Source organism: Pedococcus sp. KACC 23699 (genome assembly GCF_045348425.1).
In the GTDB taxonomy this organism is placed as follows: Bacteria; Actinomycetota; Actinomycetes; order Actinomycetales; family Dermatophilaceae; genus Pedococcus.
Map to the genome: position 1 here is coordinate 3,391,144 of NZ_CP157483.1, position 17,445 is coordinate 3,408,588.

The 17,445-nt window shown below is 70.6% G+C and carries 14 protein-coding genes; 6 read left to right on the plus strand and 8 right to left on the minus strand.

Translation table 11 applies throughout. The annotated features are described in order from the left end of the window. Positions 1-48: 48 nt before the first annotated feature. Positions 49-1,479 (plus strand): APC family permease, encoded by a 1,431-nt coding sequence (locus tag ABEG17_RS15920; protein ID WP_406830455.1) that lies wholly within the window; start codon positions 49-51, stop codon positions 1,477-1,479. A gap of 31 nt (positions 1,480-1,510) precedes the next feature. On the opposite strand, the gene ABEG17_RS15925 is transcribed toward ABEG17_RS15920, so the two are convergent. The 8 genes from ABEG17_RS15925 to ABEG17_RS15960 form a co-directional block, all read right to left on the minus strand. Further along, complete coding sequence (locus tag ABEG17_RS15925) at positions 1,511-2,608, minus strand: LacI family DNA-binding transcriptional regulator (protein ID WP_406830456.1); 1,098 nt, start codon at positions 2,606-2,608, stop codon at positions 1,511-1,513. Positions 2,609-2,626: 18 nt separating this feature from the next. Then, positions 2,627-2,851: a hypothetical protein gene (locus ABEG17_RS15930; protein WP_406830458.1), complete on the minus strand. Its 225-nt coding sequence runs from the start codon at positions 2,849-2,851 to the stop codon at positions 2,627-2,629. Between the two features lie 28 nt (positions 2,852-2,879). Further along, a complete protein-coding gene (locus ABEG17_RS15935) occupies positions 2,880-3,794 on the minus strand; it encodes a carbohydrate ABC transporter permease (protein ID WP_406830459.1) in 915 nt (304 codons plus the stop codon). Position 3,795: 1 nt separating this feature from the next. Next, on the minus strand, positions 3,796-4,887 hold the full coding sequence (locus ABEG17_RS15940; protein WP_406830460.1) for a carbohydrate ABC transporter permease: 1,092 nt from the start codon (positions 4,885-4,887) through the stop codon (positions 3,796-3,798). Positions 4,888-5,033: 146 nt separating this feature from the next. Next, positions 5,034-6,311 carry an ABC transporter substrate-binding protein gene (locus ABEG17_RS15945; RefSeq protein ID WP_406830461.1) on the minus strand — a complete coding sequence of 426 codons (1,278 nt, stop codon included), beginning with the start codon at positions 6,309-6,311 and terminating at the stop codon, positions 5,034-5,036. A gap of 163 nt (positions 6,312-6,474) precedes the next feature. After that, positions 6,475-7,458 carry a sucrase ferredoxin gene (locus tag ABEG17_RS15950; RefSeq protein WP_406830462.1) on the minus strand — a complete coding sequence of 328 codons (984 nt, stop codon included), beginning with the start codon at positions 7,456-7,458 and terminating at the stop codon, positions 6,475-6,477. 8 nt (positions 7,459-7,466) lie between these two features. Then, on the minus strand, positions 7,467-9,911 hold the full coding sequence (locus ABEG17_RS15955) for a DNA topoisomerase (ATP-hydrolyzing) subunit A (RefSeq protein ID WP_406830463.1): 2,445 nt from the start codon (positions 9,909-9,911) through the stop codon (positions 7,467-7,469). A gap of 65 nt (positions 9,912-9,976) precedes the next feature. Next, positions 9,977-10,612 carry a nitroreductase family protein gene (locus ABEG17_RS15960; RefSeq protein ID WP_406830464.1) on the minus strand — a complete coding sequence of 212 codons (636 nt, stop codon included), beginning with the start codon at positions 10,610-10,612 and terminating at the stop codon, positions 9,977-9,979. Positions 10,613-10,693: 81 nt separating this feature from the next. Between ABEG17_RS15960 and ABEG17_RS15965 the strand changes: the two genes are divergently transcribed. The 5 genes from ABEG17_RS15965 (at position 10,694) to ABEG17_RS15985 (ending at position 17,441) form a co-directional block, all read left to right on the plus strand. Beyond that, positions 10,694-11,233, plus strand: coding sequence for an RNA polymerase sigma factor (locus tag ABEG17_RS15965; RefSeq protein WP_406830465.1), 540 nt, complete (start codon positions 10,694-10,696; stop codon positions 11,231-11,233). Further along, a complete protein-coding gene (locus ABEG17_RS15970; RefSeq protein ID WP_406830466.1) occupies positions 11,230-12,666 on the plus strand; it encodes a hypothetical protein in 1,437 nt (478 codons plus the stop codon). Before ABEG17_RS15965 ends, ABEG17_RS15970 begins: the two co-directional genes overlap by 4 nt. Before the next feature lie 69 nt (positions 12,667-12,735). Then, complete coding sequence (locus ABEG17_RS15975; protein WP_406830467.1) at positions 12,736-15,402, plus strand: GNAT family N-acetyltransferase; 2,667 nt, start codon at positions 12,736-12,738, stop codon at positions 15,400-15,402. 147 nt (positions 15,403-15,549) lie between these two features. Beyond that, positions 15,550-16,161, plus strand: a complete 612-nt coding sequence (locus ABEG17_RS15980) for a DUF5998 family protein (RefSeq protein ID WP_406830468.1) — start codon at positions 15,550-15,552, stop codon at positions 16,159-16,161. A gap of 59 nt (positions 16,162-16,220) precedes the next feature. Continuing rightward, positions 16,221-17,441, plus strand: a complete 1,221-nt coding sequence (locus tag ABEG17_RS15985) for an alkaline phosphatase family protein (protein WP_406830469.1) — start codon at positions 16,221-16,223, stop codon at positions 17,439-17,441. The last annotated feature ends 4 nt before the right edge of the window (positions 17,442-17,445 follow it).

Here is a 17,445-nt window from a genome sequence, read left to right on the forward strand (position 1 = left end):
CCCCTGCAGGGGTCGTGAAGGGCGACCTCCGCGACCAGGAGGTTCCGCATGTCCACAGCCGTCGACACCGGGGAAAGTCAGACCGAGCTCAAGCGGGTGATGGGGCCCAAGCTGCTGCTGCTGTTCATCGTCGGTGACATCCTCGGCACCGGGGTCTACGCCCTCACTGGGAAGGTCGCCGCCGAGGTGGGGGGTGCCGCATGGGTGCCGTTCATCGTCGCCTTCGGCATCGCCATGATCACCGCGTTCTCCTACCTCGAGCTCGTGACGAAGTACCCGCAGGCGGCGGGGGCGGCCCTGTACACGCACAAGGCGTTCGGGGTGCACTTCCTCACCTTCATCGTGGCGTTCACCGTCATGTGCTCGGGCATCACCAGCGCCTCGACGGCGTCCCGGGCGTTCGCCTCCAACCTGGCCAAGGGCTTCGGCCTGGACAGCGACAACACCTCGTTGATCCTGGTCGTCGCCCTGGCCTTCATGGCCCTGGTCGCCCTGGTCAACTTCCGCGGCGTGGGGGAGAGCGTGCGCGCCAACATCGTGCTCACCCTCGTCGAGCTGTCCGGCCTGCTGCTGGTCATCATGGTCGGCTTCGTCGCCCTGTTCGCCGGCAAGACCGACTTCGGGCGCACCATGGTCTTCGACAGCCCGAGCGACAAGAGCGCCTTCCTGGCCGTCACGGCCGCGACCTCGCTGGCGTTCTTCGCGATGGTCGGCTTCGAGGACTCGGTCAACATGGCCGAGGAGACGCACGACCCCGTGAAGAACTTCCCCACGATGATGATCACCGGCATCTCCATCACCGGGGTCATCTACATCCTCGTCGCGTTGTTCTCGGTGGCGATCGTGCCGGTCGGCGAGCTGGGCCAGAGCGACACCCCGCTGGTGACGGTGGTCGAGAAGGCTGCCCCGGGTGTCCCGATCGACACCCTGCTGCCGTTCATCTCGATGTTCGCCGTCGCCAACTCGGCCCTGATCAACATGCTCATGGCGAGCCGGTTGCTCTACGGGATGGCGCGCCAGGAGGTGCTCCCGCCGTTCCTCGGGAAGGTCCACCGGACCCGCCAGACCCCGTGGGCCGCGATCGTCTTCACGACGCTGCTGGCGTTCGGACTGGTCACCTACGTCTCCGGGGCGAGCGACTCGGCGACGGAGACCCTCGGTGGCACGACCTCCCTGCTGCTCCTGGGTGTCTTCACCATCGTCAACATCTGCGTCCTGGTCCTGCGCAAGGACACCATCGACCGCAAGCACTTCGTTGCCCCGACCGTGCTGCCGGTGCTCGGTGCCGCGCTCTGCTTCTTCTTCGTGCTGCCCGTCACCGGCCGTGCCGGGGAGCAGTACAAGATCGCCGGCATCCTGCTGGCCATCGGCGTGGTGCTGTGGGCGCTCACGTGGTTCGCCAACCGGGCACTGCGAGCCAAGAAGACCTACATCCGCGACCCCGAGGACCTGGGGGAGCGGGAGGGGTCGGTCAACTGAAGGTCGCCGCGAGCCACCGGGGAGGCGCCGCTCAGGCGGGTGCCGTGACGGCACCCGCGGCCGTGGTCGCCGGTGCCTTGCGCCTATGAGCAGCCCGGCCCGATGGCTGGGCCGCCGTGACCTCCTTCGGCGGCGCGGTGGACCCGCGCACGACGAGCTCGACCCCCAGGACCTCGTCGTGGGTGCTGCTGAGCTCGTGACCGTGCAGGGCCGACAGCATCAGGGAGCCGGCGTGGCGGCCCTGCGCCTCGACGTCCTGGCGCACCGTGGTGAGGTCGTGGATGCGTGAGTGGACGTGGTCGTCGATACCGATGACGGACACGTCCCCCGGCACGTCGAGGCCGTGGCGCCGGGCTGCGCTCATCACGCCGAAGGCCATCTCGTCCGAGGCCGCGACCACGCAGGTGGGTCGCTCGGAGCCTGCGAACAACCGGTCGGCGTGCTCGGCCGCACCGTCGGCGGTCCAGTCGCACCGCAGCGTCCACTCGGGCCGGTTGCTGAGGCCGTGGCGCGCCAGCACCTCGTCGAACGCGTCCCGCCGGTCGAACGGCGTCTGGAGGTGGGAGATCGACACCGGCACCGTCCCCGCATACGCGATGGAGCGGTGACCCAGCCCGACGACGTACTCGACCGCCATCGCCATGGCGGCCCGGTCGTCGATGCGCACCGAGGGCCAACCGGGTTGCCGGTTGCCCACGGTGATGACGGGTAGTCCCATCCGGTCGAGGAGGTCACGCTCCTGCGGCTCGGGGGGCACGTTGAGGATGATGACGCCGTCGACGCGCTTCCACAGCATGTTCTGCGTGATCGGCAGGCGGGAGTCGAAGGTGTGGCTCTCGAGGTCGCAGAGCAGCACGTGATAGCCCTCGTCGCGCAACGCCTTCTCGATCCCCGTCACGACCGTGGCGAAGAACCACCGGTTGAAGAACGGGGTGATGACACCGATGCCCCGTGTGCGCCCTGACACCAACGACGTGGCTGCCGGCGAGGCCACGTAGTGGAGCTCGGTCGCGGCCGCGAGGACGCGTTCGCGTGTGCGGGGGCTGACGCGGTCCACGCCGCGCAGGGCGCGCGAGACCGTCGCCACGGAAACCCCTGCAGCCTTGGCAACGTCGCCGATGGTCGTCATGACACCTGTCCTGGTAGGTCAGACTCCGGTGTTCTTCCGGGCCCGCCACACCACGTAGAGAACGCCGAGGAGGACCGCGAGGAGCAGCGCTGATGTTCCCGCCGGCTCCCCGCGGACCTCCAGGACGACCGTCTGCACGACAGCCATGAAGGTGAAGACACCGATGATGCCGAGCAGCATGTCCAGTCGCTGGGCCTTCGCCCGTGGGCCACCGGTACCGCTGCCGGGGTTGAAGAGTCCCATTGCGGTCGTGAGAGGAAAGGGCAGGACCCTATCCCTTCACACCTCCCGCCGTCAGACCCGACACGATCGCGCGCTGGAAGACGAGCACCATGATGATCAAGGGCACGGTGACGATGGTCCCGGCCGCCATGACTGCGGTGTAGGGCTCCTGGTGCGGTTGGGCACCGGTGAACTGGGCGATCGCCACGGTCACCGTCTGGGTCTGCGCGGTGGAGAACTGCTGAGCGAGGAGGAACTCGTTCCAGCTCGCGATGAAGGCGAGGATCGCCGTGGTGAACAGACCGGGTGCCGCCAACGGCAGCATGATCTTGCGGAAGGCCTGGCCCGGGGTGCAGCCGTCGATGCGCGCCGACTCCTCGAGCTCCCACGGCATCTCCGCCAGGAACGCGGTGAGGGTGTAGATCGTCAGCGGTAGCGCGAACGAGATGTTGGGGATGATCAGCGCCTGGTAGTTCGCTCCGTCACGCCAGCCCAGCGTGGTGAAGAGCTGGAACAACGGCGTGACCAGGGCCACGCCGGGGAACATCGAGGATCCGAGGATGATCCCGAGGACGACGTACTTTCCCGGGAAGTGCAGCCGTGCCAGTGCGTATGACGCGAAGACGCCGACGACCATGGCGACCGTCGTGGTGGCGACCCCGATGATGGAGCTGTGGACCAGGGCCGCACCGAAGTGGTTGCCCCGGTCGGTGGAGAACGCGGTGCGGAAGTTGTCGAGCGTGACGTGGGTGGGCCACGGCGTGGTGTCGAACGTGTAGCCGACGTCGCGGAAGGCCGTCACGACCATCCAGTAGAACGGCGCCAGCCCCCAGATCACCAGCGCGGCGAGGCCGAGGTACATGCGGATCTTGGCGGCGCGGTCGCTCTTGAAGTGGATCTCCTGGGCCTCGGTCCGTCCGCTGGCCGGCTGGGCCGTGGCCGAGGTCGTCGTTGCGGTCGACATCTCAAGCTCCCATCGTGGTGACGTTGGCGGCGACAGGGTTGCCCGTCTGGGCATGCGTCTCGTTCTTGGGGGCGTCGTCGCTCTCGCCCTTCTTCTTCTTCGTCGCCGGCGGCCGCTGGATCACGTCGGCGCCGCCGAACTTGATGAAGAGGAACGCGACGAAGGCGATCAGCAGGAAGATGATGGTCGACAGGGCCGAGGCGCTGTTGAACCCGCCCTGGCGGATCTGCTTGATGACGAGCATCGACAAGGAGGTGGTGCCGCCTCCACCGTTGGTGAGGATCGCCGGCAGGTCGTAGATGCGCAGGACGTCGAGGGTACGGAAGAGCACGGCGACCATCAGGGGCACCTTGACCAGCGGGAGGGTGATGCGCACGAAGGTCTGCCACTTGGACGCGCCATCGATCTCCGCGGCCTCGTAGACGTCGCCGGGGATCAGCTGCAACCCGGCGAGGATCAGCAGCGCCATGAAGGGCGTGGTCTTCCAGATGTCGGCGATGACGATGGCGAACTTCGCCGCGTTCGGGTCGCTCGTCCACAGCTGTGCCGGTATGCCGACGAAGCTGAGGAGGTGGTTCGCGATGCCGTCGAAGGCGAAGATGAAGAACCACAGCTTTGCGGTGACGGCGGTGGGGATGGCCCACGGCACGAGGATGGCGGCGCGGACCAGCCCGCGGCCCTTGAAGGTGCGGTTCATGATCATGGCGAACCACATGCCGAGGGTGACCTCGACGAGCACGCTGGCGACCGTGAAGAACAGGGTCACCCAGAAGGCGCTGTAGAACTGGGCGCCCAGGGTGCCCGGCGGGCAGTCGATGTTGCCACACTGCTGGAACAGCCAGTGGGTGTAGTTGGAGATGCCGGCGCTGCCGCCCTCGACGAACAGACCGGTCGCCGTGTCGAGTCCCGGGTCCTTCTTGAAGGAGTCGAGCACGGCCCTGATGAGGGGGTAGAGGATGACGGCGGCGAGGAACAGCAGGGTCGGAGCGACGAGCAGCAGCCCTTGCCTTCGCTGGGCGTCGTTGAGGCCCTTGCTCTTCTTGGGTGGCTTGTTCTGCGTCGAACCCCGCGTCGACGATGCGACTGCGCTCATGTCTGCTCCTTGCCCGGAAGCGATGGTGGAAAGACTGCCGTGTGGTCGCGCTCGGCGACGATCAGGTGCGGGACGGTTCCCAAGGGTCCGGCTGTGGGGGCGACTCCCGTAGGAGCCACCCCCACACCCGGGTCATGCGGGGTGGATCAGCTGGACGCGGCCTGCATGGCGGCCTGCATGTCCTTCACAGCGGCCTCAGGAGTCTTCTGCCCCTGGATGGCGGCGTAGAAGTTGTCCTGGATGGCCGTGCTCACTGCGGGGTAGAACGGGGTGACCGGACGCGACACCGCGTTGGAGATGGACTCCTTGAGCACCGGCAGGTACGGGTACTTGGCGACGAGCGCCTGGTCGGTGTAGATCGACTCGATGACCGGGGCCAGGGAGCCCTTCTCCATGTTGGTCTTCTGCTCCTCGGGGCTGGTGAGGAACTTCAGGAAGTCCAGGGCCGTGGCCTTGTGCTTGGAGTAGGCGCTGATGGCGGCCATGTGACCACCGAGGGTCGAGGTGCCCGGGCCGTTCACGCCGGGAAGCGGAGCGACGGCGAACTTGCCCTTGACCTTCGAGGAGGCGTCGGTGCTGGCCAGGTTGTAGACGTAGGGCCAGTTGCGCAGGAACAGCAGCTTGCCCGACTGGAACGACGCGCGGCTCTGCTCCTCCTGGTAGGTGATGGCCTGCTTGGGGATGTCACCGTTCTTGTAGTGGTCCGCCAGCGCCTTGAGCCCGGCAGCGGCCTCGGGGGAGTCGACCGTCGGCTTGCCGGACGCGTCGACGACCTTGGCGCCGTAGGCGTTCATCCACTCGGTCGCGTTGCAGGTTCCGCCTTCGTACTTGGCGAACTGGCCCGCGTAGCAGTCCATGCCGTTCTTCTTGGCGATCGAGCACATCGACCACATCTCGTCGAACGTCTTCGGCGGCGTCTTCACCAGGTCGGAGCGGTAGTAGAGCATCGCGCCGTCGGAGGAGGTGGGGGCCGCGTACAGGGTGTTGTTGTACGTGGCGGCCTTGACGGTCGGCGCCAGGAAGCCCGTGGTCGGGAGGGCGAACTTGTCCTTGAGCGGCGTCAGCCAGCCCTTGGCCGCGAACTCCGCGGTCCAGACGACGTCGACGGAGACGACGTCGTAGGCGGTGCTCTTGGCCTGGAAGTTCTGCACCAGGTCGTCGTGCTGCTGGTCGGCCTGGTCGGACTGCTCCTTGACCGTGACCTTCTCGTTCGGGTGGGCGGCGTTCCAGCGTGCCGCCTGCGGTGCGAGCAGGTTGCTGTTGTCCTTGCCCTGCACGTAGGTGATGGGGCCACGGGCGTCAGCCCCGGAAGACGCCGCAGAGTTGCTGCTGCTGCCGCCACCGCAGGCCGCGGCGACGAGGGCCACGGACACTGCACCGGCAAGCACCGTGAAGGTGTGCCGCTTGTTCATTCGGAGGGCCATTCGCCCGCCTCCATTTCTCGCGTCGTGCTGAGGCGGACATGCCTCAGCGCTGAGGTAACGGCCCCATGTAAACGTTTGCGCTCGTCCATGGCAATCAGTTGGGTAGCAGAACGCGGTAACGATTGCGTAACTGCAGGCCGATCGTGGTGGTGACCTGGGCCACTCAGCTCAGCAGCGAGACGGCCCACGCCGCGAGGGGGACTGCGGGCTTGCCGCATGATTCGGGCAATTCGCCTGTGGTGAGCCGTTTTTCGCACCTGACGGACCAGCTGCGGCCATCGCGGTGGGACACCGTGAACCGGCCCGACCCAGCGCCGTGACGACCGTCGTCGGGGACCTCGTCGATGACCTCGGCGGTGCTGAGTGCGGTCAGGGAGATCTCGCCGACCAGGTGCCGGACGTGGGACTCAGCGGCCTGCGCGCCCGCGGACAGGGCGCTGCGTCCCCGGTCGTGGATCGGCCCGAGGAGGGCGGGCGGGAGGGTGGCGCCGTCCGCGGCGGTGAGCACGGCAGTCGCGAGGTCCACGTCGAGCCGGGCGAGCGTCGCACCGTGCGGGAGCAGCACACCCGTGGGGGCGAACCGGTGCCCGCCCGTGTGCGACGCCTCCCAGACCCGGCCGGGAGAGATCGCTGCGGCATCGAGGGCCACCGGCCGGCCGCGCACGGCGCAGCAGACGTCGCGCCGGCCGTTGGTGCACACGAGCAGGACCGGCGCGCTCGACGCCGCACCGTCCAAGGTCGACGCCACGGCGTCCCGGTCCCCACGCGCGAGTGCGTCGAGGTCGACCTCCAGCAGGACGGCGGGGTCGGTGACGCGGGCCCGCAGCAGCCACGGCTGCTCACCCGCCCAGGCGAGGTATGCCGTGTGGCCGGCCTGCGCCGGGTCGTCGCCGTCGTCGGGGTGGCGCCCCGGGCGCCGGATCAGGCTGAGCCGCCCACCGCGGCTGCTGCAGGACTCGGCGAGCGCCGCGCCCAGCTCCACCGGCAGGTGCGACTGGGTGGCCGCCTCGCGCCCCCACGGTCCGGGCTGCTCGAGGGCGACGAAGAAGGTCGCCTGCGCGGCCGTGCCGAAGGTCGACACTTCTGCACGGTCGAAGCCGACCGAGCAGGCGTCCGGCGCCGGGACGCCGTGCCCCGAGGTGGGCACGGAACCCGTCACTGCGGCGGCCCGGCGATCCGCGCGATGGCGGCCGGCGCCGGGACCCCGGAGCCGTCGCGACGGCCGGTGGGCTCGGGAAGGTCGAGGGCGACACCGTTGGCGCCAGAAGCCTTGGCCGGCAACGGTCCTGCCCAGGCCAGGACGAGGGTGTCCTCGCCACGCAGGAAGCGGTGGCACCGCACCCCGCCGGTCGCACGGCCCTTGGGCGGGTACTCCGAGTACGGGGTCGCCTTGATCGATCCCGGCTCGGTGCCCGGCAGGGCGCCGGACGAACCGGACGAGGTGACGACGACGGCATCGGCTCCCTGCGGCACGGCGCCGAAGAACGCCACGCTCGCACCGGCGGCGAGCTTGATGCCCGCCATACCTCCGGCGGCGCGACCCTGGGGGCGGACCACCGTCGCGCCGAAGCGCAGCAGCTGGGCGTCGGTGGTGATGAAGACCAGGTCCTCGTCGCCGGTGGTCAGGCCGACCGCACCGACGACCTGGTCGCCGTCCTTGAGGGAGATGAGCTCGAAGTCGCTGCGGCTCGGGTAGTCCGTCGTGACGCGCTTGACGACACCGTGGGCCGTGCCCAGGGCGATGCCGGGGGAGTCGGCGAGCAGGCTCACGATCGTCAGTGGTTCCTCGCCGGAGGGCAGGTCGACGTACGCCGCGAGCGGTGCGCCCCCCGACAGCGAGGGCGCGCCGTTGGTCGGTGGGAGCGTGGGCAGCTCGAGCGCCGACAGCCGGATCAGCCGGCCGCGCGAGGTGACCAGGCCGACCTCGCCGCGCGCGGTGGTGCGGACCGCACCGACGAGGGCGTCGTGCTTGCTGCGCGAGGGGTCGACCGGGATGGGGTCGGCGCCGTTGGTGCGGGCCATGAGTCCGGTCGAGGACAGCAGCACCCAGCACGGGTCGTCGGCGACCTCCAGCGGCGTCGCGGTCGTGGCGGGGACACCGGCCGACTCGAGCAGGACGGTGCGCCGCGGCGTGCCGTGGCTCTTGGCCACGTCGGCCAGCTCGGTCGAGACCGTCTTGAGCAGCAGCTTCTCGTCCCCGAGGATCGCCTCGAGCTCCTCGATCTGGCGCTCGAGGTCGGACTTCTCGTTCTCGAGCTCGATGCGCGAGAACTTCGTGAGGCGGCGCAGCTGCAGGTCGAGGATGTAGGTGGCCTGCGGGTCGGACAGGTCGAAGACGTCCATGAGGCGCGCCTTGGCGGTGGTGCCGTCGTCGGAGGTGCGGATCAGCTGGATGACCTCGTCGATGTCGAGGATCGCGACGAGCAGTCCCTCGACGAGGTGCAGGCGGTCCTTGCGCTTGCCGAGGCGGTACTCGGTGCGGCGGCGCACCACGTCGGTGCGGAACTCGACGTAGACCTTGAGGAGGTCCTTGAGCCCGAGGGTGCGCGGCTGGCCGGCGACGAGGGCGACGTTGTTGATGGAGAACGAGTCCTCCATGGGCGTCAGCTTGTACAGCTGCTCCAGAACGGCGTCGGGGTTGAAGCCGTTCTTCACCTCGATGACCAGCTGCAGGCCGTGCTTGCGGTCGGTCAGGTCCTTGACGTCCGCGATGCCCTGCAGCTTCTTGGACTGGACCGCGTCCTTGATCTTCTCGATGACCTTCTCCGGGCCGACGAGGTAGGGCAGCTCGGTGACGACGATGCCCTGGCGGCGTGGCGAGGTCTTCTCGATCCGGGTGGTGGCGCGGGTCTTGAAGCTCCCTCGGCCGGTGAGGTAGGCGTCGCGGATGCCGTCGAGCCCGACGATGCGACCGCCGGCGGGCAGGTCGGGACCGGGAACGAACTTCATCAGGTCGTCCAGCGAGCACGTGGGGTTGGCGATGAGGTGCCGGGCGGCGCCGATGACCTCGACGAGGTTGTGCGGCGCCATGTTGGTCGCCATGCCGACGGCGATGCCGCTGGCCCCGTTGACCAGCAGGTTGGGGAACGCCGCGGGCAGGACCTCGGGCTGCAGCAGCTGGTCGTCGTAGTTGGGGACGAACTCGACGGTCTCCTCGTCCAGCCCGGTCGTCATGAGCATGGCGGCGGGCGCCGGACGGGCCTCGGTGTACCGCGAGGCGGCCGGGCCGTCGTCGAGCGAGCCGAAGTTGCCGTGGCCGTCGACGAGCGGCAGGCGCATCGTGAACGGCTGGGCCATGCGCACCAGGGCGTCGTAGATCGCCGTGTCGCCGTGCGGGTGGTACTTGCCCATGACGTCGCCGACGACGCGTGAGGACTTCACGTGGCCGCGCTCGGGACGCAGGCCCATCTCGTTCATGGAGTAGAGGATTCGTCGCTGCACCGGCTTGAGGCCGTCGCGGGCGTCGGGCAGGGCGCGGGAGTGGATGACGGAGACGGCGTACTCGAGGAACGCTCCCTGCATCTCCTCGCGGACGTCGATGTCGACGATCCGCTCGACGAACGACTCGTCCTCTGGTGCTGACGCGGTCTTGCGGGCCATACCTGGGTGCCACTCCTAGCGGTCGTCCCGCGGGGCGCGGGGGTCGTCCCAATCTTGGACCACGGCTAGACGGGCCCGGTCCCCGACTCGCCGGGACCGGCTCCGAAGCCACCCCAGTGCACCACGTCGGCCTCGTCCCGGCGGCCGCGCCGCAGGCTCGGGGAGGTGGTCCGCTCCCGCTCGTGCCCGAGCGCCACGACGCCCACCAGTCGCCGCCCGGGCGGTATGCCGTGCGCCGCCCGGACGGCCGCGTGCCGCGCGGGCGGCACTCCGAAGAAGAGCGCACCGAGGCCCTCGTCGACCGCCGTGAGCAGCATGAGCATCGCGGCCATGCCGGTGTCGACGTCCCAGTAGGGGACGGGCCACCGGGCGGGGTCGCGGTCGGTCCAGCCCTTGTCGGGCTCGGCGTAGCGGTCGAGGTAGGCGTCCGGGTCGGACAGGCACAGGACGAGGACCGGGGCCGCAGAGACGCCGCGCAACCACGCGTCCGGCTCCCGGTCCCCATCTCGGGTGGACGCCCAGAACGGCTCGGTCTGCGCAGCCCCCTCGAGCACGACGAAGTCCCACCCCTGGCTGAAGCCGGCGCTGGGAGCCCGCTGCGCGGCATACAGGATCCGCTCGAGGACCTCCCTCGGGACGGGGCGGTCGGGGTCGAAGCGGCGCACCATCCGGCGACGCCGGACCACCTGGGAGAGCTCCATGCCCCCATCCTGTCGCGCCGCGCGACGGAGGCGCTGACAGGATGGGCCCAACCACGAGCGGGGGTGCGGCGTCCACAGGACATGACGACGATGACCGCCGTGGCACTCAGGGGAGGGGTGGGCGTGGCGACGCGGGACCAGGTCGACGTCGAGGCTGCGGTCCGCGAGGTCTACGACGTCCACTACGGCCGCCTCGCCGGGTGGACCGCACGGCTGGTCAGCGACACCGACCTCGGGCACGACCTGGCCACCGAGGCCTTCCTCAAGCTGTTCCGCGAGTTCGGCAAGGTCGAGGACCCGCGCGCCTGGCTCTACACCGTCGCCGCCAACCTCGTGCGCGACCACTGGCGCAAGCGAGGGCGCGAGGCGGTGGCCTACGAACGGCACCAGGCCGGCCGCGACGACTTCACCGCGGCCCCGGACCTCGCGACGACGCTCACCGTCCGCGACGCCGTCCAGCAGCTGCCGGACCGTCTGCGGGTGGTGGTGCTGCTGCACTACTTCGCCGACCTGCCCGTGGCCACGGTGGCCAGACAGCTCGAGAAGTCCGAGGGCACCGTGAAGCGGGACCTGTTCGACGCACGCCACCGCATGGCCATGATCCTGGGAGAGACGAGATGAGCCGCGACCCCCTCGAGGAGTTCTTCGCGCGTGAGCGCGGGGAGGTCCACGAGCTGCCCGCAGGGGAGGACCGCTGGGAGGCGATGCTCGCCGAGTCGCGCCGCCCGCGCCGCCGAGGTGCGGTCGTGTGGCTGGGCGCTGCAGCAGCCGCCGCGGTCGTCGCTGCCTCCGTGGTGCTGGGCACCGGCCACGGCCCGGGGCTCCAGGAGGCCTCCAACAGGACCACGACGTCCCCGGCAGTGTCCGCGTCGCGGACCACCGGTCAGCCCACCGTGACCATCACCACGACCGTCACCCCCCGCCCGAGCGGGGCCGCCCCGTCAAAGGTCCCCCCGCCGGGCAGCACGACGGCGTCGCCGAAGGTCCTGCCCGTCCCGAGCGGGTTCGGCCTCGCCTCGATGACCAACGCCGGGGGCGGTCACCTCTTCGCCCTCGGGTCCGGGTCCTGCGCCACGGGCGACTGCACCGCCGTCGCCGCCTCGGACGACGACGGGCGCACCTGGTCGACCCGTGCCTCCTTCACGGACCTCACCACCCGGGGTCCGCTGGTCACTCCTGCCGACCCCCACCAGCTCGTGGGCATCCGGTTCGCCACCCCACAGATCGGCTACGTGTTCGGCGGCGAGGTCCGGCGGACCACCGACGGCGGACGCAGCTGGAGGCCGGTCGCCGTGGGCGGACGCACCGTCCTGTCGCTGGAGACAGATGGCACCACGGTCTGGATGGTCACTGCGGCCCGCTGCGCGCACCGGGGCACGGCGGCGACGCTCGGGTGCTCGGACCTGCAGGTGCGGACCGGCGCGGTGACGAGCAGCAGCACGTCGCCGGTCCCGGTCAGCGGCATCCCGAAGGTCGTCGAGAACGCCTGGATCGCCATGGATGGCCCGGACGCCTACCTCAACGCGACCACCACCGGCGCGCAGCAGCCGGCACGCGCCATCCGGGTCTCGGGCACACCCACCGTGCTGTCGGTGCCGAAGGGGTGTGACCCGTCGCAGGGGCTGACCCTGGCGGCGACGGCCAACACGCGCGGCACCCTCGTCGGGCTCTGCCCCTCCTCCGACGCCCCGGACAACCGCTACACGGTGGTCACGTCGACGGACCGCGGTGCCACCTGGCGACCGCGCCCGGCGCCGGGCCTCGGCAACCCCACTGCGGCGGGGGTCTGGCTCACCGCCACCGACGCCGACCACCTCGTCGCCGTCGTCCAGGGCCTCCCCTCGAGCACGGGGGAACCGACATCACCCACCAGGATGCTGGCGAGCAGCACCGGCGGGGCTGCCTGGACGCAGGTCGCCCCCGGTGGCTCGCGCGACACGGCCTGGGCCGGTGCCGCCGGCGGTGGACTGGTCTACGCCTTCAGCGGCGGGGGCTCCTACTGGCTCAGCCACGACGCCGGCTCGACCTTCGAGACGGTCCCGCTGCGCCGCTGATCCCCGCACCCGGGCGGACCGGCGCTCATGCCATGCTTTCACCATGAGCCGGGCCGACAGCGGGGCCGCATGACCGGGACCACGGGTCTGCCCGACGGGTACCCCGCGCAGTGGGAGGCCGACGTCGTGCTCCGCGACGGTTCGGTGGCGCACCTGCGGCCGATCACGCCCAGCGACGTCGATGCGGTGCACCGCTTCCACGCCGGGCAGTCCGCCGAGTCGATCTACATGCGGTTCTTCGCGCCCCTGCGCAAGCTCAGCGACCGGGACGTGACCCGGTTCACCAACGTCGACTACCACGACCGCGTGGCCCTGGTCGCGACCGTGCGGGGCGACATCATCGGGATCGGCCGGTACGACAAGATCACCGCGACCAGCGCCGAGGTCGCCTTCAACATCTCCGACTCCTACCAGGGCCGGGGCATCGGGTCGATCCTGCTCGAGCACCTCGCCGTCATCGCGTGGGAGGCCGGCGTCGAGGAGTTCACCGCGGAGGTCCTGCCGCAGAACCGCAAGATGATCTCGGTGTTCAGCGAGGCCGGGTACGAGGTGAGCCGCCGCTTCGAGGACGGCGTGGTCTCCGTGCGGTTCCAGATCCAGCCGACCGAACGCTCCGAGGCCGTCCGCCTGTCCCGCGAGCACCGTGCCGAGTCCGTGAGCATGCACTCGGTGCTGTTCCCGGACACCATCGCCGTCGTCGGCGCGAGCCGCCGCAGCGACTCGATCGGCCATCACATCCTGTCCAACATCCAGGCCGGCGGGTTCAACGGTGCGGTCTACGCCGTCAACCGCGAGGCCATGGAGGTGCTCGGGCTGCACGCCCACGCCCGTGTCTCCGAGATCCCGGACGAGGTCGACCTCGCCGTGGTCGCCGTGCCCGCGGAGGAGGTGCTCGACGTCGTCGCCGACTGCGCGGAGGCCGGCGTCAAGACCCTGCTCGTGGTCTCGGCCGGCTTCGCCGAGGCCGGGCCCGAGGGGGAGGAGCGGCAGCGCCAGCTGCTGGCCACCGCCCGCGCCGCCGGGATGCGGGTGCTCGGCCCCAACTCCTTCGGGGTCATCAACAACCACCCGAGCGTGCGCCTCAACGCCTCGCTCGCCCCTGAGCTGCCGCCCCACGGGCGACTGGGCCTGTTCGCCCAGAGCGGGGCGCTCGGCATCGCGGTGCTCGCCTCGGCTGGCCGTCGCGGGCTCGGCATCTCGGTCTTCGCGTCGGCCGGCAACCGCGTCGACGTCTCCGGCAACGACTTCATGCAGTACTGGATCGACGACGAGGACACCGATGCCGTCGGCCTCTACCTCGAGTCGATGGGCAACCCGCGCAAGTTCTCCCGCATCGCGCGGCGGCTCGCGACCACGAAGCCGGTCATCGTCGTCAAGTCCGTGGTGTCCTCGTACGGCGTCCCCCCGGGTCACCGGGCCCGCCCCACGCGGGTGCGTCCCGAGGCGTTCGACGCGATGCTGCGCCAGGCCGGCGTCATCCGCGTGGAGAACGTCCACCAGATGTTCGACGTGGCGCAGCTCGTGGTGCACCAGCCGCTCCCGCAGGGCAACCGGGTGGCGATCGTGGGCAACTCCGACGCCCTCGGTGCGCTGACGGCCGAGGCGTGCGTCAGCTGGGGGCTCGAGGTCTCCCACGGTCCGGTGTCGCTGCCCAGCGACGCCAAGGGCGAGCACTTCGCCGCAGCGCTCGCCGACGCGTTCGGCGACCCGGACGTCGACAGCGTCCTCACCTGCTTCATCCCGCCGCTCGTCACCGAGGACGTCGAGGTTGCCACCGCTGTGCGAGACGCCGCCGTCGCGTCCGACAAGCCTTGTCTCGCAACGTTCCTCGGTATGCGTGGTGTCCTCGACCGGTTGTCCGACCAGCGTGGCGAGGGGCGGGTCGAGGTCGTGCCCGCCTACGCGATGCCGGAGGACGCGGTGCGCGCGCTGGCCGCCGCTACGCGTTACGCGGAGTGGCGCGCCAGGGACCGCGGCGTCCCGGTGCACCCGGTGGGGATCGACCGCGACGCGGCCGAGGCGGTCGTCGAGCGGGTCCTCGCGGAGGCGCCGGACGGCCGCCGGCTCACCCACGCGGAGGTCACCGAGCTGCTCAGTGCCTACGGCGTCCAGCTCTGGGGGAGCGTGCCGGCCAGGACCGTCGAGGACGCGGTCGCCGCCGCCGAGTCGGTCGGCTACCCGGTCGTCATCAAGTCCGTCGCCCCGCTCATGCGCCACCAGCCCGGGCTGTCGGGCATCCGGGTCGACCTGCGCTCCGAGGCGCAGGTGCGAGAGGCGTTCGCCGGGCTCACCGAGCGCCTCGCGCCGCTGTCGGCCAACTCGTTCGTCGTGCAGCAGATGGCGACCCCCGGCGTCTCCTGCGTCGTGCGCTCGGACGAGGACCCGTTGTTCGGTCCGGTCGTGTCGTTCAGCATCGCGGGGCCGCCCACCGACCTGCTGGGTGACATCGGGCACCGGATCCCGCCGCTCACCGACGTCGACGTCTCCGACCTCATCTCCTCCGTCAAGGCGTCGCCGATGCTGCACGGCCACCGCGGGTCGACCCCGGTCCACCGCGCCGCCCTCGCCGACCTCATCGCCCGTGTCTCGGTCCTCGCGGACAACCTCCCCGAGGTCTCCAGCCTCGTGCTGAACCCCGTCAACGCCCACACCGCGGGGGTGGACGTCCTCGGCGCCGAGGTCGTCGTGGCCCCAACGCCGCGCCGCAAGGACCCGGGCCGGCGATCGCTGACCTGACGGTTTCCGGTTCGCGCCCCGGAGCCGCACCGCAGGAGGCGACGGCCCGGGTCCTTGGGGCATCGTCGCAGGTCACCGCCACCGCGTCGGCGTCCGCGCGACCGCCGGACCTGCGAGCACCGGCAGGGTGCGCCCTACTAGGGCAAGATGGACAACATGGCCTCCACCTCCTCCCACCCGGCATCGGGGCCGCTGACGCTCCCTGACGACCTCACTCGAGCGATCCAGCAGGCCGGCTACTACCCGGCCCTCGTGGCCGACGTGGTCCTGGCAGCCCTGGGAGGGGACGAGGTCGTCTCGCACCTGGTCCACCAGGAGACGACGTTCGACCACGACGTGGTCCGTCGTCACATCACCGTGCTCGCCCTGACCACGAGCCGACTGGTCATCGCCCACGCCGATGACCACACCGACGGTGGACCCGGCCAGGAGGACGTCGCCACCGCGACCACCGAGAGCGTCCCGTTGAGCGCGGTCCGCGGGGTGATGGTCACGCACGTCGTGGCTCGCCCGCAGGACTACCAGCCCGGGTCGCTCGGCCGCGAGATCACCCTCACCCTCGGTTGGGGAGCAGTGAGCCGCATCGACCTCATGCCGGCCTCGTGCGCCGATCCGGACTGCGACGCCGACCACGGCTACGAGGGCAGCGTCGCCTCCGACGACATCTCGCTGCGCATCAGCGCCGACGCAGAGGGCGAGGTCGCCCTCCAGCAGGCGCTGGACTTCGCGCAGGCGTTGTCGACGAGCATCGGCCCGTGACCGCCGTGCTGCCTTCCGCGCCCCACTCGAGTCCTTCTCCGACCGCGACGGCCTAGGCCGTGCCGCACGAAGGTCTGCTGCACCCCCGATACGACGCCGCCGGGCTCGCCGGGGTCCTTCCCGTCGTGGCAGCCACCCTCGGAGTGGACCGTTTCGCCCCGGCCCTCGCGGGGAGCTCTGCCGAGCAGGCAGCCACCTCGCCCACCGGTGCAGATGGCCTCGACCACCAGGGCAAGGCGGGCCTGGCCCTTGGTCCGGCTCGCCGGGCCGTGGTCGTCCTCGTCGACGGCCTCGGCTACGAGCTGATCCGGAGACGCGGCGGGCACGCACCCTTCCTGCGCTCGCTGCTGCCGGCGGCATACCGCATCACGGCAGGGTTCCCGTCGACGACGGCCACGTCGATGGCGACGTTCGGCACGGGGCTGCCACCGGGCAGCCACGGACTGCTCGGCTACGAGGTGCTCGTGCCCGGTGAGGACCGCCTCGTGAACGAGCTGTCGTGGGAGGACGGCCCGGACCCGATCGCCTGGCAGCCCCAGGACACTGTCTTCGAGCACGCCGAACGCGCCGGGGTGTCCGTCACCCGCGTGGGTCCGGCCTTCTTCGACGGGTCGGGCCTGACCCGGGCGGCGATCCGAGGTGGCCGGTTCAAGGCTGCCGACACCCTCGAGGCCAGGGTGGACGCGTCCATCGCGGCGGTCCGCGCCTCCAAGCGCTCGCTGGTCTACCTCTACTGGGGCGAGCTGGACAAGGTCGGCCACGTCCACGGCTGCCAGTCCTGGGAGTGGGGCGACGAGCTGGAGGCGATCGACTCCGAGCTCGCCCGCCTGTGCCGGTCGGTGCCCTCCGACACGGCGGTCTACGTCACCGCCGACCACGGCATGGTCGACGCTCCCCACGCCCTGCGCATCGACCTCGCCCACGACCCCGAGCTGGCTGCCGGTGTGCGCCACGTCGGGGGTGAGGCCAGGGCGCTCCAGCTGTACTGCGAGGACGGCGCCGCGGCCGACGTCCAGCAGGTGTGGACCGAACGCGTGCGTGAACGCGCGTGGATCCGGTCGCGCGACGAGGCCATCCGCGAGGGGTGGTTCGGCCCGGTGAGCGCGGTCAACCTGCCGCGCATCGGCGACGTCGTGGTCGCCATGCGTGACAACTTCGCCATCGTGGACTCCCGCCGGGCGCGTCCGCAGCTGCTCGCGCTCGTGGGCCTGCACGGTTCGCTGACGGCGGACGAGTCCGCCATACCCCTGTTCCACGTGCCGGCACGGGACAGCGCATAGGGTG

What these genes read in the sequence shown, in the direction of transcription:
- ABEG17_RS15920 (WP_406830455.1), top strand. Translation starts at nt 49, where the DNA reads ATGTCCACAGCCGTCGACACCGGGGAAAGTCAGACCGAGCTCAAGCGG.
- ABEG17_RS15925 (WP_406830456.1), bottom strand. Translation starts at nt 2,608, where the DNA reads ATGACGACCATCGGCGACGTTGCCAAGGCTGCAGGGGTTTCCGTGGCG.
- ABEG17_RS15930 (WP_406830458.1), bottom strand. Translation starts at nt 2,851, where the DNA reads ATGGGACTCTTCAACCCCGGCAGCGGTACCGGTGGCCCACGGGCGAAG.
- ABEG17_RS15935 (WP_406830459.1), bottom strand. Translation starts at nt 3,794, where the DNA reads ATGTCGACCGCAACGACGACCTCGGCCACGGCCCAGCCGGCCAGCGGA.
- ABEG17_RS15940 (WP_406830460.1), bottom strand. Translation starts at nt 4,887, where the DNA reads ATGAGCGCAGTCGCATCGTCGACGCGGGGTTCGACGCAGAACAAGCCA.
- ABEG17_RS15945 (WP_406830461.1), bottom strand. Translation starts at nt 6,311, where the DNA reads ATGGCCCTCCGAATGAACAAGCGGCACACCTTCACGGTGCTTGCCGGT.
- ABEG17_RS15955 (WP_406830463.1), bottom strand. Translation starts at nt 9,911, where the DNA reads ATGGCCCGCAAGACCGCGTCAGCACCAGAGGACGAGTCGTTCGTCGAG.
- ABEG17_RS15960 (WP_406830464.1), bottom strand. Translation starts at nt 10,612, where the DNA reads ATGGAGCTCTCCCAGGTGGTCCGGCGTCGCCGGATGGTGCGCCGCTTC.
- ABEG17_RS15965 (WP_406830465.1), top strand. Translation starts at nt 10,694, where the DNA reads ATGACGACGATGACCGCCGTGGCACTCAGGGGAGGGGTGGGCGTGGCG.
- ABEG17_RS15970 (WP_406830466.1), top strand. Translation starts at nt 11,230, where the DNA reads ATGAGCCGCGACCCCCTCGAGGAGTTCTTCGCGCGTGAGCGCGGGGAG.
- ABEG17_RS15975 (WP_406830467.1), top strand. Translation starts at nt 12,736, where the DNA reads ATGACCGGGACCACGGGTCTGCCCGACGGGTACCCCGCGCAGTGGGAG.
- ABEG17_RS15980 (WP_406830468.1), top strand. Translation starts at nt 15,550, where the DNA reads ATGGACAACATGGCCTCCACCTCCTCCCACCCGGCATCGGGGCCGCTG.